The following is a 24,539-nucleotide window of genomic DNA, read 5'->3' on the forward strand; positions in this document are numbered from 1 at the left end:
TCGGCCGCCGAGCGCGCGTAGCGTTTTAAGGGCCGTGACGCACAATAGGCGGGTATGGGTATCCTCTCGCGGGCCTCCTACGTCATCCGGTCGAAAGTGAACGCGCTGTTGAACCGTGCCGAAGACCCCCACGAGACGCTCGATTACTCCTACGAGCAGTTGCGTGACGAACTCCAGAACGTCAAGCAGGGCATCGCCGATCTGACGACACAGAAAAAGCGCCTCGAGATTCAGAAGCGCCGTCTCGAGGAGAACGTCGATAAACACAACGAGCAGGCAAGACAGGCCGTCGAGCAGGGCCGAGACGACCTCGCGCGGAAGGCCCTCGAAAAGAAGAAACAGAAGATGTCCCAGATCGAGGAACTGGAGGCCCAGATAGCGGACCTCCAGAACACGCAGGACAACCTCGTCGAGAAGAAGAACGAACTCCAGAGCCGGATTCAGCAGTTCCGCACCGAGAAGGAGACGATGAAGGCCCGCCACGACGCCGCCAAGGCCAGCGCCCGCGTCAGCGAGGCCATGACCGGCGCCGGCGACGAGATGGAGAACATCAACCGCTCCATCGAGCGGGCCCGCGAGCAGACCGAGGAGATGGAAGCCCGGTCGGCCGCGATGGACGAACTCGAGGAAAGCGGCGCCTTCGAGAGCGCGCTTTCCGAGGGCGACGATATCGACGCCGAACTCGAGGAGATGCGCCGCGAGGGCGAAGTCGAGGCCGAACTGGAGACGCTGAAGTCCGAAACCGGCGCGGAGAGTGAGGCCGAACCGGCAGCGGCCGACACGGAGGCCGACGCTCCCTCCTCGGACCCCGAAATCGAGGCCGAACTCGAGGAACTCAAGGAAGAAGACGAGGACAAAGAGGAGTAGCTACGCCGACGGCGGAACCCGTTTCGTGAGTGCGGCCCGCCAGTCCTCGGGCACCGGCGTCGGTTCGTCGGCCTCGGGGTCGACGATGACCTGAACCGTCTTGCCGGTCGCCGCCTTCTCGTCGCCGCGCCACAGCGTCACCTCGGTCGTGAGACTCGTCGTTCCGACCTCCAGCACCTCGATTTCGCCGACGATACGGTCGCCGGCGAACAGTTCCGCGTGGTAATCGACTTCGAGTCGAGCGACCGGCCGACCGTACTCCTCGAACCGGGGGACCGTCTCCCGGAGGAACGCCTCCCGGACCGACGCGACGTAGGCCGGAAAGACGGTGTTGTCGACGTGGCCGTTGCCGGCGTCTCGGCTCCCCGCGACGAGTTCGTGTTTGAAATCCGCGCCCGTCACGCTATTCGTCGATGAAGTCGGGTTCGACCCGCTTGTCGTCGATTTCCGATTCGAGGTGTTCGCGGAACGCGTCGACTTCCACGTCCTTCTGCTCGTTCTCGAATCGGTCACGGACCGAGACGGTCCCGGCTTCCTCCTCGTTGTCGCCGACGACGAGCATGTAGGGGACGCGGTCGTCGTGGGCCGTCTGAATCTTCTTGCCGACCGTCCACGACCGGTCCTCGATTTCGACGCGGAAGTCGCCGAGATAGCGGTTCTTGAGTTGCTTGGCGTAGCCGATGTTGTCGTCGGAGACGGGCAGGATACGCACCTGCTCGGGCGCCAGCCACGTCGGGAAGTTCCCGTTGAAGTGCTCGACGAGCACCATGAAGAACCGCTCGTAACTGCCGTAGAGCGCGCGGTGAATCATGACCGGGCGGTGTTCCTCGTTGTCCTCGCCCGTATACGAGAGGTCGAACCGCTCGGGCATGTTGAAGTCGAGTTGGACCGTCGGGCCGTCCCACTTGCGCCCCAGCGCGTCCTCGAAGGCGAAGTCGATTTTCGGGCCGTAGAAGGCGCCGTCACCGGACTCGATGTCGTAGTCCATGCCGCTGTCCTGAAGGACCGACCGGAGCTGATTCTCGGCCTGCTCCCAGATTTCGTCGCTGCCGACCGATTTCTCGGGGCGCGTGGCTAGCGCCACCTCGTAATCGAGGTCGAACGTGTCGAGGACCTCGTTTATCTGGTCCATGATGGTGTTGACCTCCCGCTCGATGGATTCCGGCTTGACGAACAGGTGGCCGTCGTCGATGGTGAACGCCCAGACCCGCGAGAGCCCCGACAGTTCGCCGCGCTGTTCCTTGCGGTAGACCTTCCCGTTCTCGGCATACCGGATGGGCAGGTCGCGATACGACCAGTTGCCCTGGTCGAAGATGGTCGCGTGGCCGGGACAATTCATTGGCTTGAGGCCGTACTCTTCCTCGTTGACGTCGAGGAGGAACATGTCGTCGACGTAGTTGTCGTAGTGGCCGGACTTCTTCCAGAGTTCCGTCCGGAAGAGATGCGGCGTCTCGACGAACTCGTAGCCCTCGTCGTCGTTCAGTTGGTCGACGAACCCCTCCAGTTCACGCAGGATGCGCTTGCCGTTGGGGTGATACAGCGGCAGTCCCGGCCCCGTCGTCTCGGGAATCGAAAAGAGGTCCAGTTCCTGTCCGAGTTTCCGGTGGTCGCGCTCCTTGGCCTCCTCGCGGCGTTCGAGGAAGGCCTCGAGGTCCTTCTCGGACTCGAAGGCCGTCCCGTAGACGCGGGTGAGCTGTTCGTTCTCCTCGTCGCCGCGCCAGTACGCGGAGGCGATGTTCAGCAGTTCGACGGCACCGACCTCGCCCGTCGACTCGACGTGGGGGCCCTGACAGAGGTCCTGCCAGTCGTCCTGCACGTAGAAGGAGACGGTCTCCTCGCCGGCGGCCTCCTCTGCGAGAATCTCCTGTTTGTAGCGGTTGTCCTCGTAGATGTCGAGGGCCTCCTCGCGGGAACGTTCGACACGCTCGATGTCGTAGTCGGCCTCGATGATGTCGTACATCTCGGCTTCGATGTCCGCGAGGTCGTCGGCGTCGAGGTCGACGTTCGTCACGTCGTAGTAGAAGCCCTCCTCGGTCGGCGGGCCGATGGCGAGTTTCGCCTCCGGGAAGAGACGTTGAAGGGCCTGTGCGAACACGTGGGCCGCGGAGTGGCGCAGCACCTGCAGGTACTCGTCGGACTGGTCGGTGACGATGACGAGTTCCGCGCCGTCTTCGAGTTCGTCGTACTTCGAGACGAGGTCGCCGTCGACGACGCCCGCGACGGTGTCCTTACCGAGGCCCGGTCCGATTTCGTAGGCCGCGTCCTCGACCGTCGACCCCTCCTCGAGTTCGAGTTGGGAGCCGTCCGGCAGCGTGACAACGATATCGCTCATGCCCGAGTTAAGCCAAGGCGGGCGGATAAGTGTTTAGAGACGTTGGTGGGTGTTACAGAGTGTCACACAGGCATTAGGAAGTAGTTGATGATGCGATTTTAATTCGGTCTTGGTCCCGAATCAATGCACGACAAAACCTGTTGATGTAGAGGATGACTTCAGGAACTATCTATGTTTCTTAATCCGAACAGCGAACTCTTGTTCTGTATAAGTACCTGCCCCCCGCGGAAGTCGCTTTGTTACGACTTTGTACTCTAAACTGTCACCTGTAAAAGTCGCTTCTACACTTCCATTTAGTGGGATCTCTGTTTTCCTTGGGGGGGTTGGAAGCGTTCTGAACCCAATTTGGGACAGTATCTACCTTTACCCACCGACCCGATTTGAACTTAATATAGGAGATATACCCCATGTGCTCTTTCGGGTCCCAGTCAACCATGATTTTCTCCTGACCATCTACTTTATATTAAAAATAGCTAAATTGATACGGATTATGCACGCCCGTTCTTTCGGCTGTTTCAGTTCTTCTGAATAACGAAACCGTGCTACTAATCGGGATTACTCGCTCCACGGCTCCTCGACGCTATCGCCGAACAGCTCTCGCATCAGGACGACGACGCTCTCGGGCGGGAACTGCCCGTGCTCGGTGACGATGGCGTCGACGTGACGGGGCGGGGTCACGTCGAAGGCGGGGTTCGCGACGCCGATGTCGCCGACCTCTTTTCGGGTTTCGGCGTCGATGACCTCCTCGGCATCCCGCTGTTCGATTTCGACGGCAGCGCCGGTCAGGGTTCGGGGGTGGAGTTTGATGGACTGGGCGGCGACCATGACGGGGACGCCGCGGTCTCTGGCCGAGACGGCGAGGCCGGCGGTGCCGATTTTGTTGACGACGCTGCCGTCGGCGGCGATGCTGTCGGCGCCAACCAGAAGGTGGTCGGCGTCGTCCAGAAACCGGTGGGCCGCGTTGTCGACGATGAGTGTGACAGGGACGCCAATCTCCGAGAGGCGTTCGGCGGTGATGTGGCCCTGATTGCGCGGGCGCGTCTCCTTGACGATGGCTTCGAGGTCCGCGCCGTCCTCGACGGCAGCCTCGATGCAGGCCAGCGCGTCCGTCGAGTGGCAATGGGTCATCACCACGTCGCCGTCCTTGAGTCGGCCGGCACCGATGCGGCCGAGGCGGTCCTGGGCCGCATCGAGGTCGGTCCGGAACCGGGCGACGCTCCGCTCGACGGACCGTTGCAGTTCCGCGACGGTATCGCCGTGCATTTCCGTGAGGACGTATCGGAGCGCGTTCGGGAGGCTGACCGCCGTCGGCCGGGTGTCGTGGAGTCGGCGGGCGGCTTCGCGTATCTCCGAACGGAACGCTTCGGGCGTTTCGGCATCGGAGTCGGCCGCTTGCGCGCCGAGCGCCGCCGCTGCCGCATCGGCGATGGCGGCCGCGCCGCGGACCTCCATCTCCGCGATGTCTTCGGCCGTCCGTTCGAGTTCGGGATGGAGCCCCGACGTGCTGTCCATGCGCGTCCTTGGCACGGGACGGGCAAAAGCCCCGCGCCCGGCGGGATTTATAACGCCTGCTCGTCACACTCCGGTATGGACCGCACCGAGTTCGCCGCGCGTATCGACCACACCGTTCTCGGACCGGAAACCACGTGGCAGGACGTCGAGACGGTCCTCGATGCCGCGGCCGAGCACGGGATGAACGCGTGTATCCCGCCGTGCTACGTCGCCGAGGCCGCCGAGTACGCACCGGAGGTCACCCTCGTCACGGTCTGTGGCTTCCCACACGGACAGGAAGCGCCGGAGGCCAAGGAGAGCGAAGCCGAACACGCGTGGGAAGATGGGGCCGACGAGATAGACGTCGTCCTCAACGTCGGACGACTCCACGACGGCAACGGCGACGCCATCGCGGACGAACTCGAACGGGTCGTCGCGGCCGTCCCCCTCCCAGTGAAGGTCATCGTCGAAGCGCCGCTGCTTTCGGTGGGCGAACTCCGAACCGCCTGCGAACTCGCCGAGGAGGCAGGCGCGGCGTTCGTCAAGACCGCGACCGGCTTTTCCGAGGGTGGTGCGACCGTCGAGGACGTCGAAATCATGGCCGAGTATCTCCCGGTCAAGGCCAGCGGCGGCGTCGGGAGTTTCGAGGAAGCGGTCGCAATGCTGGGGGCGGGCGCGGAGCGTATCGGCGCATCGTCGGGTGTGGAAATCGTCGAGGGTTACGACGCCGGCGCGTTCTGATACTGTCGGACGTAACTATTCGAAGCGACGTTTCACGTATCGATCCCCCTACCAGCGTTTCGGGGACCTCCTCGATTCGGCGGTTTGCGAAATTACGTCCGACAGTATGATTATTCGAGGGCGTACAGCGTCGTGTCGCCGTCGTCGTTCATAGCTGTCGCGAATACTGCTCCATCAGCGACTGCCAGTCCCGACGTGACGGCACCGTCGACCTCGTATCGCCAGCGCTCCGTGTTCGTTCGATACGCACCGACGCCGGTACCGCCGCCCATCGCGTAGCCGACGACGAAGCCGTCGCCGCCGGTATAGACCGTATCGCCCGCGCCGGCCGGCGGCGCACGGAGGCGGTCGTCGACCGACCAGCGCCGTTCGCCGGTCCGGGTGTGTATCGCGGTGAGTCCCCCACCGACCGCGTAGGTGTCGCCCGCGAGAACGAACCCGTGTGAGCCGGTGGCGTGCGACCAGCGTTCCGCCCCGGCGGCGGTGTCGTCCCGTCGGGTCGTCGGGCCGCCGAACACCGAGGCGACCATGCCGTCCCCGTCGAGGAGGGCCACCTGCACGACCCGTCCGTCCAACTGTCGGCGCCACATTCCGTTCGGGTCGTCCATGCCAGCGTACCCGAACAGTTCGCCGCCCGAGGTGCCGGCGTAGAGGACGTCACCCCACGACGCCAGCGCGGTGACTTCGGTGAACGTCTCGCGTCGCCACAGTTTTTGGCCATCGGTATCGAGGCCGATGAGGCCGAAATCGGTTCCCACCGCGAGTCGCTCACGGTCGATGCCGACCACCGGCGGGGCGGTGGCCGACGTGTCGAACTCGGCCGTCCACGCTTCGGTCCCGTCGGTGACGTCGACTGCGACCAGACCGGTCCGCGTCCCGAGGTAGGCGATGTCGTCGACGACGAGCGGTGGTGTTCGGAGGTCAGGCCCGTCCTCGCCGAAGCCCAACCGCCACTGCTCGTCGCCCGACGCCACGTCGTAGGCGACGAGGCCGCCCTGTGTCGGGAGCATCACCCGCCCACCGGCGACGACGGGTCGGCCGGCCGGCCAGATGCTCGGGACCGCCCAGCGTTCGTCGGGGGAGTCCCGGGGGGCGGCGGCGTCGGCACGGTAGCAATCGAACCGGTCGGTGCCGCCGGGCTGGGGCCACTCGGTATCGGTCTCGGTTCCGGGGGAAACGTCGTTCCCGGACGGACCGTCGGTACAGCCGGCCAGCCCCGCTGCCGCGAGGCTCCCGAAACCGCAGAGAAGGCGTCGTCTGGAGGGCATGGCCGGCGAATGCGTGCGAACCGACAAGTGTCTTTGGGGCCCGAAACGTCGCCCTTTTGAGCGCCCGTACGTAATCTGCTGGTACACGATGGCCACGTATCACATCGAGACGTACGGCTGTACGTCCAACCGGGGTGAGAGCCGTCAGATAGAGCGCAAGCTCCGCGACGCGGGTCACTACCGCGTCGACGGCCCCGAGAAAGCCGACGTGGCCATCCTCAACACCTGTACGGTCGTCGAGAAGACCGAACGAAACATGCTCCGCCGGGCGGAGGAACTGGAGGACGAGACGTCGGACCTCATCGTCACCGGCTGTATGGCCCTCGCGCAGGGCGAGGAGTTCGAGGACGTCGACGCGCAGGTCCTCCACTGGGAGGACGTCCCGACCGCCGTGACGAACGGCGAGTGCCCGACGACGACGCCCGACGCCGAACCCATCCTCGATGGCGTCGTCGGCATCCTGCCCATCGCCCGCGGCTGTATGTCCAACTGCTCGTACTGCATCACGAAGTTCGCGACCGGTCGTGTCGACTCCCCGCCCGTCGAGGAGAACGTCGAGAAGGCCCGGGCGCTGGTTCACGCGGGCGCGAAGGAAATCCGAATCACCGGTCAGGACACCGGCGTCTACGGCTGGGACGAGGGCGACCGGAAGCTCCCGGAACTGCTGGACCGCATCTGCGATATCGAGGGCGACTTTCGGGTTCGGCTCGGGATGGCCAACCCCGGCGGCATCCACGGGATTCACGACGAACTGGCCGACGTCTTCGCGAAAAACGAGAAGCTCTACAACTTCATCCACGCGCCGGTCCAGTCCGGCAGCGACGACGTACTGGAGGACATGCGCCGCCAGCACCGCGTCGAGAAATTCGAGGAAATCGTCGACACCTTCGACGACCGCTTGGACCACTGGACGCTGTCGACGGACTTCATCGTCGGCTTCCCCACGGAGGACGACGAGGACCACCGGAAGTCGATGGAACTACTCGATGAGGTCCGCCCCGAGAAGATCAACATCACGCGCTTCTCGAAGCGACCGGGCACCGATGCCGCCGAGATGAAGGGCCTCGGCGGGACCCTCAAGAAGGAACGCTCCAAGGAGATGACCGACCTGAAGATGGACGTCTGCCGGGAGGCTCACGAGTCGATGGTCGGAGAGACCCACGAAGTCCTGGCGGTACAGGAGGGCACTGGCGACTCCCTGAAGTGCCGCGACGAGGCCTACCGGCAGGTCATCGTCACGAACGCCTCCGAGACGGACGTCGAAATCGGCGACTTCTTCGAGGTCGAAATCACGACCAACGAGAACGTCTACTGCTTCGGCGACCCGATATAAAACGACTCACTCTCGGTTTTCTTCAGCGTCTTTCCACTCCCCGATACCCGCCGGGTCGAGATGGAGGTGGACGTCGCCGACGATATCGAGGTCCCGGATGCGCCCGATGAGTTCCGTCTCGATGTCGTGGGCCTCCACCAGCGTCAGTTCGCCGTCGACCTCGACGTGGGCCTCGACTTCGAGGTCGGTGCCGTCGTAGAAGACGGCCACGTCGTGGACGCCCTCGACGGCGGGATGGGAGCGGAGCGCCTCGACGACCCGCTGGTAGTCGTCCTCGCAGGGTGCGGCACCGACCAGATACGAGACGTTCTCGCGGCCGATCTCGAACCCCTGATAGATGACGAGGACGCTGACGACGGCGCCGGCCCCGGCGTCGAGCAGCGGGTAGCCGAAGAAGACGCCGGCGATGCCGACCAAGGCGGCGATGGTCGTATAGATGTCGTTGAGACAATCGACCGCGAGCGCGTCCAGCGCCGCCGAATCGACCGTCTCGTTGACCCACGTCGTATACCGGTAGAGGACGTACATATCGGCCATCGCGAAGAGTAGCGCGGCGACGAGTATCGGACTGAAGCGTACGTCGACACCGACGATGAACCCCCGGACGGACTCGTAAAAGAAGTTCAGACCGAGCAGGGCGACGACACTGCCGACGAACAGCGCGGCCAGCGGTTCGACGCGCTGGTGGCCGTGGGGGTGGGTGTCGTCGGGGTCGGCGTAGACGCTGCGGCCCCACACCAACACGACGATGCTGGCGACGAGGTCCGCGACTGAGTGGGCGGCGTCGGCCAAGAGTGCGAGCGACCCGAAGGCGAGGCCGGCGGCCGCTTCGACGACGATTTTGACGGCGTTGCCGAGGACGTTGACGACGCTGGCGCGGATGAAATCGCGCCGCTCGGTGCCGGTTTCGACACCCGTCTCGGTCAACGCCGCATCGCTCATACCGACCGTAGCGTGACCACCCGGATAAGTGATAGGATTAGAGGGGGCGAAGGGGTGCGTTCGCCGCGGCTAAAACTCGAATCGGACCGCGCCGCTATCGGTGACCGACGCGTCGGGGTGGGCCGCGAACGCATCGTGGAGGACCTCGTAGGTGTCGTCGACCGCCTGAACGATGACCTTCGTATCCGAGAGGACCGGCATGAAGTTGGTGTCGCCGTGCCAGCGCGGCACGACGTGCGTGTGGAGGTGGTCGTCGATGGAGCCACCGGAGGCGTTCCCGAGGTTGAGGCCGGCGTTGACGCCATCGGCACCGAGGCCCGACTCGATGGCCTCGATGGTCCGCTGTTTGAGGCGGGCGTGGTCCAGCAACACCTCGTCGTCGAGGTCCGTGTAGTCTCCCGTGTGCACGCGGGGGATGACCATCGCGTGGCCGGGATTGTACGGATAATTGTTCAACAGGACGAACGCGTGGTCGGATTCGGCGACGACCCTCGCCTCGCGTGCGTCCGAACGGTCGGGAAGCACACAGAACGGACAGCCCTCGATTTCCACCTCGTCGTCGTCGTCGCGTTCCACCCACTCGATTCGCCACGGAGCGAACAACTGGTCCATACCGACTCCCTCGGTTCGGCGCGCTGTTAACCCTGTCCACGGCGGGTTCTAATATAAATACTTTTCGTCGGTTTACAGACTCGCTAAAATCTCGAAATACTCTAAATAGTGGCTATGAACTGTATCGGCCGATTAGAACACCTCTCGTCCCATTGGGTACTGTTGTCATCGAAACTGGATTAAACGGTGGTTAACCGAGGTTGGTTTTTATACTCATCTCCGGACTACGACCGGGTGACTATGGCAACTCGAATCGACGACGAGGGGATGGCCGAGGAGTGTAGCGAGTGTGGCCGGGAGACCCCCCACGAGGTGAGCATCCAGCTCCTGACCGAGAGTCGGAAGGAGGAGAACGCGGAGTTCTCGCGTGAGCCCTACCGGGTCTCCACGTGTCGCGTCTGCGGGACCGAGCAATCCGTGCGGATGAACAACGCCTGATTTTCGCTCCGTCGTTACACGGCGCGCTGACAACGCGCTAGCGTTCGACTCGTTTTATATTCGGTAGTCGAGACGAGGTCGGCTTCGGACGCGAATACCGTTGGGCGGGAACTCAGGCCCGCGTCGTCACTTCACAGCCGTCCTCGGTGACGATGATTGTGTGTTCTTTCTGACTGACGAGATAGCCGTCCTGTTCTTTGAGGACGGGATAGCCGTGGACGACGTTCTGCTGTTTGAGGCGCCGGAGCGCCATCTCCGCGCGCTGGGTATCGAGCCAGCGGCGGGCGAAGGGCAGCGTCTTGAACTCCTCGACGATCTGTTCGAGCGCGTCGCGGGCCGCGCGGTTGCGGACGCTGGCCTCGCGTTCGAGCGCGTAGATTTCCTCGTCAGCGCCCTCGTTGACCTTGCCGCCGCCGTCGGTGGCGAAGGGCTCGATGGCGACCACATCGCCGACTTCCAGTTCGACGCCCTGCTTGACGCCGCGGTTCGGGATGTTCGGGTCGGTGTGCTGTTCCCAGTGGCCGAGGCCGTGGCCCGAGAGGTTGACCACGGGGTTGTAGCCGTAGCCGTCGATGACGTCCTCGATTTCGGCCCCGATTTCGCCCGTGTGGACGCCGGGTTCGACGATGTCGAGGGCGGCATCGAGTGCCTCGGCGGGTGCCTCGGCGAGTTCCGGATGTCCGGAGAGGTCGACGGTGACGGCGGTATCCGCCAGCCAGCCGTCAACGTGGACCCCGATGTCGAGGTTGACCATCTCCTCGCCGAAGGTGGCGTCGTCGCCGGGTTCCGGCGTCGCGTGGGCGGCCTCCTCGTCGATGCTGATATTTACGGGGAAGGCGGGTTCGCCGCCGAGTTCGCGGATGCGCTCTTCGGCGAACTCGGCGACTTCGAGGTGGCTGACGCCGACCTCGACCCGCTCGGCGGCCTCCTCGCGGACCTGCGCGAGGATTTCGCCGGCTTCCCGGTGTTTCTCGAACTTCTCGTCGGAGAGGTCCACGGTCATGCCTTCGGGTTCGGCAGGTGCGATAAAAGGGATTGTGTTCCCGGGAGAGTGGCCGAATCGCAACGTTTTCGAGTCGCCGCCCCGCCGAATCCGGTAGTGCCGCTACTCCCGTCCGATTTCGCGCTGCCAGCGCTCCCGTACCTGCTCGGATTGCTCGTCGCCGGCGCGGCGACGGTGGCCCTGCTGTATCGGCGCCGACCGGCCGTCACCGAGGAGACGGTAACCGCGCTCGCGCCGTGGATGGCCGGCGGCGGCGCGCTCTATGCGATTTATCAGGCCGAGGCCGTACCGACGAGCGTACGGCCGCTTTTCAGTTCGCCCGCCGTCTACCTCACCACCGGCGTCCTCGCGGGAATCGTGCTGGTGCTCGTGGCAGACCGTCCCCCGGAGGGCTGGCGGCCGACCACGACGCCCGGTTTTGTGGCGATTACGGGCGTTCTCGTCCTCCTTTCGGCGGCGACGGCCGGCTACCTGAACGCCGTCGACCGCGGTATCGAAATCAAGGTCGGAATCACGTTCGGCATCCTGCTCGGAACCCTCCTGTCGGTCGCCGTGGTCTGGGTTCTGCTCACCCGCTTCCGCCCCGGCGCAATCGAGGCGAGCGGCTCGGTCGGCCTGCTGGCGGTGTTCGGCCACGCGCTGGACGGCGTTTCGACGGCCGTCGGCTACGACCTGCTCGGCTTCGGCGAACAGACGCCGCTGTCCCGCATCATCATCGAGGCCGGGGGAGCGTTGCCCACGGCCGAACTCCTCGGTGCCGGGTGGCTCTTCGTCCTCGTGAAACTGGTGCTCGCGGCGGTCGTCGTCGCCGCCTTCGAGGAGTACATCCGCGAGGAACCGACCGAGGGCTACCTCTTTTTGGGGCTCATCGCCGCCGTCGGCCTCGGTCCCGGTGCCCACAACGTCGTCCTTTTCGCCATCGCGTAACTGACGGCATTTATACCGTCGCCGCCCCCACGTCCGGTATGCGCGTCGTCTGTGCGGGTCATGTCAACTGGGACGTGCGTCTCCGGGTCGACCGGCTTCCGGCCCCCGACGACGAGGCCCGGATTCACGAGCGGTCGGCCTCGGGCGGCGGAAGCGCGGCCAACGTCGCCGTCGACCTGTCGAGACTCGACGTCGAGACACGGCTGTTCGGCAGCGTCGGCGACGACGGCCCCGGGCGTCGAGCCGTGGCCGAACTCCGAGAGGCGGGCGTCGACCCGCTCGTGACCGTCGTCGAGGACGCCGAAACGACGACGAAGTACATCCTCATCGACGCCGACGGCGAGGTGGCGCTTCTGGGCACCGACGGCGCGAACGAGGCCATCGACCCCGGCGATATCTCGCCGGCCCTGCTCGAAGGCGCCGACTGCGTCCACCTCACCGGACAGCGGCCCGATACCGCACACCGCATCGCCAGCCTCGCGGCCGAACGCGACGTGCTCGTCAGTTTCGATCCGGGGCGTCGACTCGCCGACCGGGATTTCACCGACGCCCTGACGCTTACCGACCTCGTCTTCGTCAACGACCGGGAGGCCGAGCTCCTCGAGGTGTCGGTCCCGCGGCAGTTGACCAAACACGGCGCCGCCGGGGCGACCTACGCGGGGCCGGACGGCGAGTTCAGTCACGCCGGGTTCGACGTCGAATCGGTCGTGGACACGACCGGGGCTGGCGACGCCTTCGCCGCGGGCTTCCTGTCGTCGTGGCTGTCGGACCGCGACCCCGAACAGGCGCTGGCGGTCGCCAACGCCTGCGGTGCGCTCGCGGCAGCGACCTACGGTCCGCGACCGAACCTCCCCGCCGACCCGGTCGCGGAGGTGCGATGATGGGCGGGGCCTCGATGTTGGATGCCGCGTTCCTCCCGTTGCACGCCGGAACGACGACGTCTATCGACATTCGCCTCGCGGTGGCGGCACTTGCGGGGCTGGCTGCGACCCTCGGGATGACCGTCGCGATGCGCCTGCAGTCCCGCGGCTATGTCCCGCCCTACGTGGCGGCAAGCGCCCTCTGGCGACAGCCTCCCGAACGGGTCTCGTGGTCGGCGGCCAACGCGGTCCACATCGTCGCCGGCATGCTCGCTGGCGTCCTCTTCGAGGTACTCGTGGTCGGCGCCGAGCGCCTGCGACCGGCACTCGGTATCGGCATCGAGGTAATCGTCGCCGGCGTTATCTCCGTCCTCGAACTGCTCGCGCTCGCCCTCGTCGCCCTCTTTCTCTACGGCTTCTTCGCGTGGGTCGTCTTCCCCCGATACGGCGGGGTCGCCTTCGAGAGCGGCGCCGAGGCGGTCCGCCGGCAGTGGGCCGTCTCCGTCGCCGTGTACGCCCCGCTGGTGTTCGCCGCCCTGACGGCCATCCACCGGGCCCTCCCGGTATAGACCGCCCAAGCGGACCGCCCGCTTCGAACCCACGCGACTTTTGAGGCGGCGCGCCGACCCTTTCGGCATGGCAAAACAGCCGCACCTGCTCGTCGAGGAGGGCGACCTCGCCGACGTCGCGCTCGTGCCCGGCGACCCCGGTCGCGTCGACCGCATCGCCGACCACTGTGACGACGCCGAAACGGTCGCCGAGAACCGCGAATACAAGGTCGTCAACGCCACCTACGAGGGAACCGACCTCACCATCTGTTCGACCGGTATCGGGTCGCCGTCGACGGCCATCGCCGTCGAGGAGATGGCCGCCGTCGGCGTCGAACGGTTCATCCGGGTCGGCACCACCGGCGCCCTCCAGTCCGGCATCGAAATCGGCGACATGGTCGTCGCCACCGGCGCCGCCAAGGACGAGGGGACGACGAAACGCTACGAGGCCGTCGAGGTGCCCGCTGTCCCCGACTACGAGACGTTGAACGCGCTTGTCGATTCGGCCGAACGGCGGGAAGCGCCCGTCCACGTTGGCCCTATCGCCACCGACGACGCCTTCTACGCCGAAACCGACGAATTCGTCGAGGCGTGGGAAGACGCCGGCCTGCTCTGTGTCGAGATGGAGGCCGCGGCGCTCTTCACGCTCGCCCGGCGGAAGGGCCTCAGCGCCGGCGCCATCTGTACGGTCGACGGCAACCTCGTCGAGGGGACCCAAAAAGGCGAAACCGAGGACGAGGAACTTCCCGACAAGGCCAAGGACAACGTCGGCCGCGCGATTCGCATCGCGCTGGACGCCGTCGCGAGCCTGTAACGGCCCACAACGGATTCTATTTCGATTGCTGCTTCCGTCCTTTCGACATCTAACCGGCCGCGATTCGGATTCTATATAGTACTATGTATGTTTGTATTATCCACGGTTCGGATATAGGGATATCTACAGTAAACATAGTACCTCCTATATGTGCTCCTCGGATACGCGACAATGATGGAAGCGAGCCGATTCGGCGACCTGACACGACGTGACGCGCTAAAGGCACTCGGCGGCGCCGGCGCAGTCGCGGTGGCCGGCTGTACCGAAACCGAAAACGGCGATTCTGGGGGCCTCTCCGGTGATATCAATATCGCCGGTTCGAGTACCGTTTTTCCCCTGATGAGCGCGATTGCGGAGGAATTCAGCAGCGAACACTCGAACGTAAACATCGACATCTCGTCGACGGGTTCGGGCGGCGGCTTCTCGAATCACTTCTGTCCGGGCAACACCGACTTCAACAACGCCAGTCGGGAAATCCAACCGGAAGAAGAGGAGTTGTGTGACGAAAACGATGTCGACTATATAGAACTGGTCGCGGCGACGGACGCCCTCACCGTCGTGGTCAACAACGAGGCTGATTTCGTGGACTGTCTGACCATCGAGGAGTTGGCCAGTATCTGGGAGTCCGACGCCGTCGAGACGTGGGACGAGGTTCGCGAGGAGTTCCCCAACGAGGAAATCGAACGCTACGGTGCGGCCGACACCTCCGGCACCTACGATTATTTCATCGAGAACGTGCAGGGCGCAGAGGCCGGCCACACGGACGATTATCAAGCGACCGAACGCGACGACACCATCGCCCAGGGTGTCGCCGGCAGCGAATACGCCATCGGCTACTTCGGCTTTTCGTACTACTACAACAACCCGGACGACGTGAAGGCACTGGGCATCGACAACGGCGACGGCTGTGTCGAACCGAGCCTGGAGACGGCGGCATCCGGTGAATATCAACCCCTCTCGCGGGAACTCTACACGTACCCCGCGATGTCGTCGCTGGCCAAAGACCACGTCGCCGAGTTCGCTCGGTTCTTCGTCGAGCAGACCACCAACGAAGAACTCGTCGCCGAAGACGTCGGCTACGTTCCCTTGACCGAGGAGACACAGGAAGAACAGATGCAGAAACTCGAATCCGCCATCGAGGAAGCACAGAGCTGAACGCATGAGCCGAGATACGAACGACGCCGACCCGCCGCTCCACGCTGGCTGGTCGGCTGACCGGAGGTGGATTCGACCGTGAGCGGTACGGAGGGGCCGGACCTGCAGCGCTCTGGTACTATCGACCGCCTCAGGGAACGCTCCTACAGCGGCTTCTTCCTCGCGTGTGCAGCGGTGACGCTGCTGACGACGCTGGCCATCTTCCTGACGCTGCTGTCGGACGCGGTGGCCTTCTTCATCGAGTACAACGTCGTCCAGTTCCTGACCGGACTGGAGTGGAGTCCGAACCCGCGCGGTGACGGCTATATATTCGGTATCATCCCGCTTCTCATCGGGACGGTCGTCGTCACGATAACCGCGGCGTTCGTCGCGATTCCCATCGGCACGCTGACGGCCATCTACCTCAGCGAGTACGCCACGTCGCGCGCCCGGTCGATACTCAAACCGCTGCTGGAAATCCTCGCCGGCATCCCGACGGTCGTCTACGGGTACTTCGCGCTCGTCTACGTGACACCCGTACTGGAGGCGACCCTGTTTCCGGAAATCAGCACGTTCAACGCGCTGTCGGCGTCGCTGATGGTCGGCATCATGACCATCCCGATGGTCTCCTCCATCAGCGAGGACGCGATGAGCGCGGTCCCCGACGAACTGCGACAGGCCGGCTACGGTCTCGGCGCCACGAAGTTCGAGGTCTCGACCGGCATCGTCGTTCCCGCGTCGATTTCGGGTATCGCCTCCTCCTACATCCTCGCCGTCTCCCGCGCCATCGGCGAGACGATGATCGTCGTCGTCGCGATGGGCTCGCAGGCGAACCTGCCGCCGATTCGCGAACTCGCGGTCGGGAACGGCATCCCCTTCGTCAACCCGGCCGACGTGCTGCTCGAACCCGGGATGACGATCACCGTCGCGATGGTCCAGATCGCAAACGGCGACCTCACTGGCGGTTCCATCGCATACGACGCGATGTTCGCCCTCGGTCTGACGCTGTTCGTCGTCACGCTAATCATGAACGTCATCAGCGACCTCATCGCACAGCGCTACCGGGAGGAGTACTGAGATGGCGACCGAAGAGACCTCACCCGAGTTCGAACAGGTCAGCAGAACCAAGGGCGTTCTCTTCGAGTACCTCTCGCTCGGCGCGTCGGTCATCGGTCTCATCGCGCTGGCGGTGCTGCTCATCTACGTCTTCGTCGACGCCTTCGACCTCGCCGAGGCCAGCCCCGAGTGGCTGTTGGCCTACTTCTTGACGCTCGTTCTCCCCTTCGTAGGCTTCTGCCTTTACAGCGCGAAAAGTCGCGAACTGGCCCGGAACACGGCCATCGCCCTCGGGGGCGGCCTCGTCGGCACCGCGGTGGTCTTCACCGCCGTCGAAACCTTCGTCGGTACCGTCCCGCGGCTGTCGTGGCAACTGGTCTACCTGTTCGTCGTCGTCACGCCCGTGACGGCCTACGTCACCTTCGTCGGCAGCCAGCGACCGGCCGGCAAGGCCGGTTTCGGCCTCCTCGGGCGGCTTCTCGGCGGTGCGGCGCTGGGTCTCGCACTCGTCGTCCTCTTTTTGGTCTTCGACGCGCGGCTCTGGTTCCTCGCCTACACCTTCGGCGTCTTCCCGGCCGCGGTCGTCTTCCTCTATGGTCGCTTCAGACCCGACTCCCGCGTCTCGATGGCCGCGGTGCCGCTGGCCGTCGTCGGGTTCGTCGCCGCTACGGTCGTCCGGCAGACCCTCAACGTCTACCCGACCACCTTCATCATCTACGTCTGGACGCTGGTCGTGCCGGTCGCGGCCGCCGTCGGCGCGGTCACCTACCGCCGTCGCGGCCGCACCGTCGGCGTCGTCATCGGCCTCCTGACGCTGGCCATCGCCGCCGGCGGCGGGTTCGCGTCGGGTATGGTCGGCCAACCGATGGCGAAGGCGACGCTCGTCTTGCTGACCGCCAGCGCGCCGACGATCACGTTCGTCGACCGCGTCTTCGAGAAACGCGACGGTCAGGAAGGGCTCCTGCTCCCGCTCTTGCTCATCGGCGGGGCGCTCGCCGGGGCCGCTATCGTAAGCGCGTGGGGCGTTCCGCGGCCGGACCCGTGGCTCGACCCCTCCTTCGTGACGAGCGCACCTTCCCGGAACGCCGTCGAAGCCGGTCTGTATCCGGCCATCGTCGGGTCGGTCCTCATCATCGCCATCGTGGCCATCCTCTCGTTCGTCCTCGGGGTCGGGACGGCCGTCTTCCTCGAGGAGTACACCTCCGACACCGGCATCATCGGCGCACTCACCCGACTCGTTCAGGTCAACATCGCCAACCTCGCGGCGGTTCCCTCGGTCGTCTACGGCCTGCTCGGCTTGGGCCTGTTCGCCAACCTGCTCGGGTTCGGCTTCGGGACGGCCGTCACCGCCGGCATCACGCTCTCGTTGCTCATCCTCCCGATCACCATCATCTCCGCACAGGAGGCGATCCGCTCGATTCCCGACGACATGCGCCGGGGCTCGGACGCGATGGGCGCGACCCGCTGGCAGACGACGAAGAACATCGTGCTTCCCGAGGCGTTGCCCGGTATCCTGACCGGAACCATCCTCGCGTTGGGCCGTGCCATCGGGGAGACCGCACCGCTCATCATGGTCGGCGCCGCGACGACCGTATTCAGCCCGCCCAGCAGCATCTGGGGCAAGGTCAGCGCGATGCCGATGCAGATCTACGCGTGGGCGAACTACCCGCAAGACGAGTTCCGCTACGGCGTCGTCGCCGCCGGCGTCGTCACCCTGCTCATCGTCTTGCTGGGGATGAACGCCACCGCCATCGTCATCCGGAACAAGGCCGAGTAGGCACTACGGCGTTCCTTCGTTTCTCTCCTTTCTCCTCGCCCGAATCGTTTCGACGTGTTCCGCCAGTGGACTGTCGCCTACTTTGTGATATCTCGTCACTTCGTGTGAGAATATATGTCAATGGGCTCTTTCGGAATTGGATATATAGATACGATAGAATATACATTGCTCATAGCATCTGTTTTATCAATCCCTCGGCAACGCTCAGGTGATGCCGACGAACCGATTCAGTGACCTGACGCGGCGGAACGCACTCAAAACGCTCGGCGGCGCTGCCGCAGTGGCGGCGGCCGGCTGTACGCAGACGAGCGGAACCGAACAGGGGGACGGGAGCCTCTCCGGTGATATCAATATCGCCGGTTCGAGCACCGTTTTCCCCCTGATGAGTGCGGTCGCGGAGGAGTTCAGCGAGGACCACCCGGACGTGAACATCGACATCTCCTCGACGGGGTCGGGCGGCGGTTTCGCGAACCACTTCTGTCCGGGCAACACCGACTTCAACAACGCCAGTCGGCCGATAAAAGGCGAAGAGGAGGAGCTGTGTGCGGACAACGACGTCGACTATATAGAACTCATCGCCGCCACCGACGCCCTCACCGTGGTCGTGAATCCCGAAGCCGATTTCGTGGACTGTCTGACCATCGAGGAGTTGGCCAGTATCTGGGAGTCCGACGCCGTCGAGACGTGGGACGAGGTTCGCGAGGAGTTCCCCAACGAGGAAATCGAACGCTATGGGGCCGCTGATACGTCGGGTACCTACGATTACTTCATCGAGAACGTCCAGGGCGCGGAGGCTGGTCACACGGACGATTACCAGGCGACCGAACGCGACGACACGATTGCGCAAGGTGTCGCCGGCAGCGAATACGCCATCGGCTACTTCGGCTTTTCGTACTACTACAACAACCCGGACGAGGTGAAGGCACTGGGCATCGACAACGGCGACGGCTGTGTCGAACCGAGCCTGGAGACGGCGGCATCCGGCGAGTACCAGCCGCTATCGCGGCCGCTCTTTACCTACCCTGCCATGTCCGCACTCGAGAAGGACCACGTCGCCGAGTTCGCCCGGTTCTTCGTCGAGCAGACCACCAACGAGGACCTCGTCGCCGGCGACGTCGGCTACGTACCGGCGACGGAGGACGTCAAAGAAGCACAGATGCAGAAACTCGAATCTGCCATCGAGGAAGCACAGAGCTAACGCCGTACCTCCCCCGTCGCGGAATAGGAATTATTAATTGAAAGAGCCTTCAACTATCTCTCGTGTCACAGGCAACCGAACGGCTCGAACGATACCTCGAAGACCAGCTCGGGGAGTGCCGAAGCGAGGACGTCGACCAACGACTTGACGAACTCGGCAATTTGACGGCCGCAATCGAGGGCGGCCGCATCGACCGGGAACTCGACGTCCTCGCCGCCCTGAGCAACGAGACGCGGTATACGCTGCTTCGCGTGCTGGTCGCGGCCGGAGAGGAACTCTGCGTCTGCGAACTCAACGCGGTCGTCGACGTCAGCGAGAGCGCGCTGAGCCACGCGATGTCGGACCTCGTCGACGCCGGCCTCGTTCGAGGCCGCAAGGACGGCCGCTGGAAGCAGTATCGGGCGACGAACCGAGCGGTCGCCATCGTCACCGTACTCGACGGGAGCGTGAGCGTCGATGAGTAACGTCGAACACGAACACGGCCCGGACTGCGGCTGTGAGGCCTGCGGCGACCCGCGGTCGATGGACTTCCTCGACAAGTACCTGACCGTCTGGATATTCCTCGCGATGGGGCTCGGCGTCGGCCTCGGCTACGTCGCGCCGTCGGTCGTCGAACCCATCGAGAACTACTACCTCGTTGAAATCGGGCTCATCCTGATGATGTACCCACCGCTGGCGAAGGTGAACTACCGCCAGTTGCCGACCGTCTTCCGCCAGTGGCGCGTCCTCGGGTTGAGCCTCCTGCAAAACTGGCTCATCGGCCCGACGCTGATGTTCGGCCTCGCGGTGGTCTTCTTCGGCGGGGTCGTCCCGGGCCTGCCGGCTCGCCCCGAGTTCTTCCTCGGATTGGTCTTCATCGGGATGGCCCGCTGTATCGCGATGGTGCTCGTCTGGAACGACCTCGCGGACGGTTCCAGCGAGTACGCCGCCGGCCTCGTCGCCTTCAACAGCGTCTTCCAGATACTCACCTACGGGGTCTACGTCTGGCTGTTCGCCCTCGTCGCGCCGAACCTGCTCGGTCTGAACGCGCTGGCAGCCCAGATCGGTACGTTCGACATCACTCCTCAACAGGTGTTCTGGGCCATCGCCGTCTTCCTCGGTGTCCCCTTCCTCGGCGGTCTCCTCTCTCGGTCCGGCGGCGTTCGCCTCAAGGGTGAGTCGTGGTACGAGGAGACGTTCGTTCCGACCGTGAGCCCGCTGACGCTCGTCGCCCTCCTCTTTACCGTCGTCGTGATGTTCGCCACGCAGGGCGACGCCATCATCGCGGCGCCGACCGACGTGTTGCTCATCGCGGTGCCGCTGACAATCTACTTCGTCGTCATGTTCTTCGTCAGTTTCGGCATGGGCCACGCCATCGGCGCGGACTACTCCACGACGACGGCCATCGGCTTTACCGCCGCCTCCAACAACTTCGAACTCGCTATCGCCGTCGCCGTCGCCGTCTTCGGCGTCAGTTCCGGTGTCGCCTTCACGACGGTCATCGGCCCACTCATCGAGGTCCCGGTCTTGCTCTCCTTGGTCTACGTCGCTATCTGGTTCCAGCGGCGTATCGACTGGACCGGCCACAGGACCGGCAGCCTCGACGCTCCCGACCCGCCAGCCGACCCACCCAGAGAGGACGATTGACATGACCGACAACTCGATTCGACTCGGATTCGTCTGCGTACAGAACGCCGGCCGCAGTCAAATGGCGACGGCCTTCGCCGAACGCGAACGCGCCGAACGCGGCCTCGAAGGGGCCGTCGACATCGTCACCGGCGGCACCGACCCCGCCGACGAGGTTCACGACATCGTCGTCCGACTCATGGACGAGGAGGGCTTCGACCTCTCCGAGCGAAGGCCCCGAGAGGTCTCGACCGAGGAGTTGAACGCCTGCGATATCGTCGCTACGATGGGCTGTTCGACGCTGGAACTCGACGCCGACACCGACGTCCGCGATTGGGCACTTCGCGACCCCGACGGTGCCGACGAAGGGACGGCCCGCGAGATTCGCGAGGAAGTCCGTGAGAACGTTCGGGCGCTGTTCGACGAAATCGAAGCGAGCTTTTAAATCATTCCTCGGCCGGGTTTTCGCTATCTTCGCCGAGTTCGAGTACCTCTATCTCGTCCGGAAGCGCCGCCAGCGCGCTTTCGGGCCACTGCCAGTGGGCGACGGCGAATTCGGTGTCCGGATTGGCTTCGACCAGTCGGCAGACGCCCTCGGCGGCGGCCTCGTAGGCCTCGCGGTCGAAGCGTTCGGGGAACTCCGCCGAGACCGGGTAGCTCTCCGAGAGCGCCGAGGGAAAGGGGCCGAACGGTGGCTGGAGGCGCCACGTCTCGTCGAAGCGGCGGTTGTCGCCGCCCTCCGACAGCAGGACGCGGTCGGCCTCGACGGGGAGCCGTTCGATGCGGTCGTGGTGGCGGGCGACTTCGGGCCGGCGCGCAGACTGCGGCGAGAGGTAGAAGAAGGACCCCTTCGAGACGGGGTCGTGTCGTTCCAGTTGGTCGGCGCCGTCGAGCAGCGCCTTGTAGCCGTCGGCCATCGCGGGGTGGCTCCGGGCGCGCCGCTCGACGAGTTCCATGAGTTCGCCGTCGCGAATCGCCTGCTTGACCGTCCGGAGTTCCTGATAGCTGACGTGGAGGTTGTGGCGGGCCAGCAGTTCCTCGCGGTGTCGCTCGTCGGCCGCCCGGAGTTCGTCGGGCGTGTGTTCGGCACAGACTGGACACGAGCAGGGCAGGTAATCGAGGTCGTCGAGGTGTTCCGTCCCCGAAATCGTGAGATAGCGGTCGTCGCGGGCATAGAGCGCGTAGGCCGCCGAATCGAAGAGGTCACAGCCGGCGGCGACTGCCAGCGCGAACATCATGGGGTGGCCGGCGCCGAACAGATGGACCGGTGCGTCGGCGCCGAGGCCGCGTTTGGCCGCCAGCACCACCTCGACCATGTCGGCGTACCGGTAGTTGTTCATCATCGGGACGACGGCACCGACCGGGAACACGTCGAGTCCCGTCCCGTAGGCGTGTTCGGCGGCCTCGGTCCGGAGGTCGGTGTAGGTCGACCCCTGGACGGGCGCGTTGACGAGCATGTCGCCCACGTCGACGTTCTCGGCGGCTTCGAGACGCGCCTTGGTCGTCGCGAGTTCGTCTTCGGCCTGCTCGCGGCTGGCGTCCGGTGGCGTCGGAATGTCGACGGGCGTGCCGATGTCGGAACCGATGTCTGCCTGGAATCGGAGAATCTCCTCGTTGGTGACCGAGATTTCGCCGTATTCCGATAGCTGGAACGACCCCGAATCGGTCATGATGGCGCCGGAGAAATCCAGCAGTTCGTGTAGGCCCTCATCGAGAGCCTGCTCGCGGTACTCCTCGGAGGTATAGAAGATGTAGCCGTTTGTGATGAGGATGTCAGCGCCGAAATCGGCCTCCAGCGTCGAGGGCTCTATCGTCCGGATGTGGGGATTGATGACCGGCAACAGCGCGGGCGTCTCGACGGTGACGCCAGCGCGTGGGACGTCGAGTTCGCCGATGCGGCCGGCGCCGTCGACGTCCCGCAACTCGAAGATATCTCGCATTACCAGCCGTATCAGGCCGACGGCGGTAAGGATTACGTCACGGGCGCGCGGATGTCGCCGCCGACACCCCTAAGAGGAACCCAACCCGACCACCGAGCATGGAATGGCGCCTGTTCGCCAACCTCGCGGAGACCGCCGGCACGAAACACGTCGAGGTCCCCGCGGAACCCGGCGACACGTTCGGTGCGGCCTTCGAGCAACTGCTCGATGCCCATCCCGAACTCGAAGATGAGGTACTGGACGACGAGGGAGAGCTACGGGACCACATCCGCGTCCTCCGCAACGACGCCAACCCCTTCGTGAAAGACGACGGCTTCGAGACGGTCCTCGAAGACGGCGACGAACTCGCCCTGTTCCCGCCCGTCAGCGGCGGCGCCGATTGATACGTTCAACGGTTCTTTGAGGCTACAGAAGGGATTCATATACTCGCCGCCTCCCTTCCACCATGACCCCCGATAGACGCGCCCTCCTCCGAACCGTCGGTTTGGGCGCCGGCGCGGCGCTTGCCGGCTGTCTCGGCCTCGGCGACAGCGGCACCGAAACGCCGACATCCGGCGGAGTCGGCATCGCCGACGTCGAGACGCTTCCGTTCACGGTTCGAAACGACCCCGACTGGTACGATGATTCGGTCGGCTATGCCGCCGTGGCCGACTCGGAGGACCGCCGGCGGGCCCTCATCGGAATCTTCGACCCCTCCGGGGACCGCCACGACGACATCAGCGACTTCCTCGACGGCATCGACTACGAGACCGAACGGCTCGTCGTCGTCGAGTCGGCCGGACCGAACGCTTGTTACAGCCGACTCGACGTCGGGAGCGTCCGCGTCGAGGAGGGTCGACTCCGCGCCGACGCGACGGTCGCCGACACCAGCGAGGACGACGAGGCGTGTGCCGATGTCGTGACGTTTCCCTCGACGCTCCTCCGAGTGGCCTTCGAGGACGCGCCCGCCGACGAGGTCGCCATCGACGTGACCGACGGCTGGGGCGAGCAAGCGACCGTGACCGCGACTGCCGACGACGCGCTGTCTCCGGACCCCGCCGACCTACCGGGACACGTCCGTCCCGACGCCGAACCATCGCCCGTCGCGCCGCTGGACTGTGCCCGCGACGGCATCAAGCGCCATCCCCAGTGGTTCGACGAGGGCGACGTGGCGTGGGGCGACCTCGAAGCCGACGGCGAGTCGGCGTTCTCGGTCCGGGTCGAGAGCGTCGACTACGAGTACGGCGATACCGCCCGCATCCAACTGACGAACGTCGCCGACGAGACCCTCTCGACCGGCACCCGCGCGAAGTACAACTTGCAGGTCTACACCGACGAGGGGTGGCAGGACCTGCGGGTCAAAGACGAGGACGGCTACTTCGAGTACACCGACGAAGCGGTCGGTCACCCGCCCGGTGACGGCTTCGCGTGGGACATCGAGTTGACCGAGGACGGTATCGTCGAGGGGACCTACCACGACGACGCCGGGGTCTGTCCCGACCTGCAGTCCGGTCGATACCGGTTCGCGTACTTCGGTGCCATCGGCGACGGCGCCGTCGCTGTCTCCTTCGACCTGACAGTGTAGGCGCTACGGAATCGAAAAGAACGGTAACGAACGGACGCCGCGATTTGGACCCGGACGGGAGATGTTTTCCACGGCCCATACGGCTTTTG

At 64.8% G+C, this 24,539-nt stretch carries 25 protein-coding genes; 17 read left to right on the forward strand and 8 right to left on the reverse strand.

Features of this window, described 5'->3' with window-relative positions; translation table 11 throughout:
* The first annotated feature begins 54 nt into the window (after positions 1-54).
* On the forward strand, positions 55-867 hold the full coding sequence (locus tag U5914_RS09460) for a PspA/IM30 family protein (RefSeq protein ID WP_336135509.1): 813 nt from the start codon (positions 55-57) through the stop codon (positions 865-867).
* On the opposite strand, the gene U5914_RS09465 is transcribed toward U5914_RS09460, so the two are convergent.
* From U5914_RS09465 to U5914_RS09475, 3 genes are all read right to left on the reverse strand, one after another.
* Positions 868-1,269 carry an acyl-CoA thioesterase gene (locus U5914_RS09465; protein ID WP_336135510.1) on the reverse strand — a complete coding sequence of 134 codons (402 nt, stop codon included), beginning with the start codon at positions 1,267-1,269 and terminating at the stop codon, positions 868-870.
* A gap of 1 nt (position 1,270) precedes the next feature.
* On the reverse strand, positions 1,271-3,199 hold the full coding sequence (gene thrS, locus U5914_RS09470) for a threonine--tRNA ligase (RefSeq protein WP_336135511.1): 1,929 nt from the start codon (positions 3,197-3,199) through the stop codon (positions 1,271-1,273).
* Positions 3,200-3,754: 555 nt separating this feature from the next.
* Entirely contained in the window at positions 3,755-4,711 is a 957-nt protein-coding gene (locus U5914_RS09475) for a ribose 1,5-bisphosphate isomerase (RefSeq protein WP_336135512.1), read from the reverse strand.
* A gap of 75 nt (positions 4,712-4,786) precedes the next feature.
* Here U5914_RS09475 and deoC point away from each other — a divergent pair, with 75 nt between their 5' ends.
* The gene (gene deoC, locus U5914_RS09480) at positions 4,787-5,431 is read left to right on the forward strand and encodes a deoxyribose-phosphate aldolase (RefSeq protein ID WP_336135513.1); all 645 of its coding nucleotides are present in this window, start codon (positions 4,787-4,789) and stop codon (positions 5,429-5,431) included.
* A gap of 110 nt (positions 5,432-5,541) precedes the next feature.
* Here deoC and U5914_RS09485 read toward each other — a convergent pair whose 3' ends face one another.
* The gene (locus U5914_RS09485; protein WP_336135514.1) at positions 5,542-6,699 is read right to left on the reverse strand and encodes an outer membrane protein assembly factor BamB family protein; all 1,158 of its coding nucleotides are present in this window, start codon (positions 6,697-6,699) and stop codon (positions 5,542-5,544) included.
* 88 nt (positions 6,700-6,787) lie between these two features.
* Between U5914_RS09485 and U5914_RS09490 the strand changes: the two genes are divergently transcribed.
* On the forward strand, positions 6,788-8,032 hold the full coding sequence (locus tag U5914_RS09490) for a tRNA (N(6)-L-threonylcarbamoyladenosine(37)-C(2))-methylthiotransferase (protein WP_336135515.1): 1,245 nt from the start codon (positions 6,788-6,790) through the stop codon (positions 8,030-8,032).
* Positions 8,033-8,038: 6 nt separating this feature from the next.
* Here U5914_RS09490 and U5914_RS09495 read toward each other — a convergent pair whose 3' ends face one another.
* Together U5914_RS09495 and U5914_RS09500 are read right to left on the reverse strand one after the other, a co-directional pair.
* Positions 8,039-8,974, reverse strand: coding sequence for a cation diffusion facilitator family transporter (locus tag U5914_RS09495; RefSeq protein WP_336135516.1), 936 nt, complete (start codon positions 8,972-8,974; stop codon positions 8,039-8,041).
* A 69-nt stretch (positions 8,975-9,043) separates the two neighbouring features.
* Positions 9,044-9,586, reverse strand: coding sequence for an HIT family protein (locus U5914_RS09500; protein WP_336135517.1), 543 nt, complete (start codon positions 9,584-9,586; stop codon positions 9,044-9,046).
* Positions 9,587-9,826: 240 nt separating this feature from the next.
* Between U5914_RS09500 and U5914_RS09505 the strand changes: the two genes are divergently transcribed.
* Positions 9,827-10,024: a DUF7835 family putative zinc beta-ribbon protein gene (locus U5914_RS09505; RefSeq protein ID WP_336135518.1), complete on the forward strand. Its 198-nt coding sequence runs from the start codon at positions 9,827-9,829 to the stop codon at positions 10,022-10,024.
* Between the two features lie 112 nt (positions 10,025-10,136).
* Here U5914_RS09505 and map read toward each other — a convergent pair whose 3' ends face one another.
* On the reverse strand, positions 10,137-11,027 hold the full coding sequence (gene map / locus U5914_RS09510) for a type II methionyl aminopeptidase (RefSeq protein WP_336135519.1): 891 nt from the start codon (positions 11,025-11,027) through the stop codon (positions 10,137-10,139).
* A 96-nt stretch (positions 11,028-11,123) separates the two neighbouring features.
* Here map and U5914_RS09515 point away from each other — a divergent pair, with 96 nt between their 5' ends.
* From U5914_RS09515 to U5914_RS09565, 11 genes are all read left to right on the forward strand, one after another.
* Positions 11,124-11,954, forward strand: coding sequence for a DUF63 family protein (locus U5914_RS09515; RefSeq protein WP_336135520.1), 831 nt, complete (start codon positions 11,124-11,126; stop codon positions 11,952-11,954).
* Positions 11,955-11,992: 38 nt separating this feature from the next.
* A complete protein-coding gene (locus U5914_RS09520) occupies positions 11,993-12,835 on the forward strand; it encodes an ATP-dependent ribose-1-phosphate kinase (RefSeq protein ID WP_336135521.1) in 843 nt (280 codons plus the stop codon).
* Positions 12,835-13,383 carry a hypothetical protein gene (locus tag U5914_RS09525; protein WP_336135522.1) on the forward strand — a complete coding sequence of 183 codons (549 nt, stop codon included), beginning with the start codon at positions 12,835-12,837 and terminating at the stop codon, positions 13,381-13,383. The genes U5914_RS09520 and U5914_RS09525 overlap by 1 nt, the downstream gene beginning before the upstream one ends.
* Positions 13,384-13,450: 67 nt before the next feature.
* Positions 13,451-14,176, forward strand: coding sequence for a nucleoside phosphorylase (locus U5914_RS09530; RefSeq protein ID WP_336135523.1), 726 nt, complete (start codon positions 13,451-13,453; stop codon positions 14,174-14,176).
* 174 nt (positions 14,177-14,350) lie between these two features.
* A complete protein-coding gene (locus U5914_RS09535; protein WP_336135524.1) occupies positions 14,351-15,331 on the forward strand; it encodes a PstS family phosphate ABC transporter substrate-binding protein in 981 nt (326 codons plus the stop codon).
* A gap of 78 nt (positions 15,332-15,409) precedes the next feature.
* Positions 15,410-16,387, forward strand: coding sequence for a phosphate ABC transporter permease subunit PstC (pstC, locus tag U5914_RS09540; protein ID WP_336135525.1), 978 nt, complete (start codon positions 15,410-15,412; stop codon positions 16,385-16,387).
* A 1-nt stretch (position 16,388) separates the two neighbouring features.
* Positions 16,389-18,143 carry a phosphate ABC transporter permease PstA gene (gene pstA / locus U5914_RS09545; RefSeq protein ID WP_336135526.1) on the forward strand — a complete coding sequence of 585 codons (1,755 nt, stop codon included), beginning with the start codon at positions 16,389-16,391 and terminating at the stop codon, positions 18,141-18,143.
* 211 nt (positions 18,144-18,354) lie between these two features.
* Positions 18,355-19,341: a PstS family phosphate ABC transporter substrate-binding protein gene (locus U5914_RS09550; protein WP_336135527.1), complete on the forward strand. Its 987-nt coding sequence runs from the start codon at positions 18,355-18,357 to the stop codon at positions 19,339-19,341.
* Between the two features lie 62 nt (positions 19,342-19,403).
* Entirely contained in the window at positions 19,404-19,805 is a 402-nt protein-coding gene (locus U5914_RS09555) for an ArsR/SmtB family transcription factor (protein ID WP_336135528.1), read from the forward strand.
* Positions 19,798-20,967 (forward strand): ACR3 family arsenite efflux transporter, encoded by a 1,170-nt coding sequence (arsB, locus tag U5914_RS09560; protein WP_336135529.1) that lies wholly within the window; start codon positions 19,798-19,800, stop codon positions 20,965-20,967. Before U5914_RS09555 ends, arsB begins: the two co-directional genes overlap by 8 nt.
* A gap of 1 nt (position 20,968) precedes the next feature.
* Entirely contained in the window at positions 20,969-21,391 is a 423-nt protein-coding gene (locus tag U5914_RS09565; RefSeq protein WP_336135530.1) for an arsenate-mycothiol transferase ArsC, read from the forward strand.
* A gap of 1 nt (position 21,392) precedes the next feature.
* Here the strand turns inward: U5914_RS09565 and tgtA are convergent, their stop codons facing one another.
* Complete coding sequence (gene tgtA, locus U5914_RS09570) at positions 21,393-22,886, reverse strand: tRNA guanosine(15) transglycosylase TgtA (RefSeq protein ID WP_336135531.1); 1,494 nt, start codon at positions 22,884-22,886, stop codon at positions 21,393-21,395.
* Between the two features lie 98 nt (positions 22,887-22,984).
* Here tgtA and U5914_RS09575 point away from each other — a divergent pair, with 98 nt between their 5' ends.
* Together U5914_RS09575 and U5914_RS09580 are read left to right on the forward strand one after the other, a co-directional pair.
* Positions 22,985-23,269 carry a ubiquitin-like small modifier protein 1 gene (locus tag U5914_RS09575; protein ID WP_336135532.1) on the forward strand — a complete coding sequence of 95 codons (285 nt, stop codon included), beginning with the start codon at positions 22,985-22,987 and terminating at the stop codon, positions 23,267-23,269.
* A 62-nt stretch (positions 23,270-23,331) separates the two neighbouring features.
* On the forward strand, positions 23,332-24,450 hold the full coding sequence (locus tag U5914_RS09580) for a hypothetical protein (protein ID WP_336135533.1): 1,119 nt from the start codon (positions 23,332-23,334) through the stop codon (positions 24,448-24,450).
* Positions 24,451-24,539: the final 89 nt, after the last annotated feature.

Origin of the sequence: Natronomonas amylolytica (assembly GCF_037031205.1) — an archaeon.
Classification (GTDB): domain Archaea; phylum Halobacteriota; class Halobacteria; order Halobacteriales; family Haloarculaceae; genus Natronomonas; species Natronomonas amylolytica.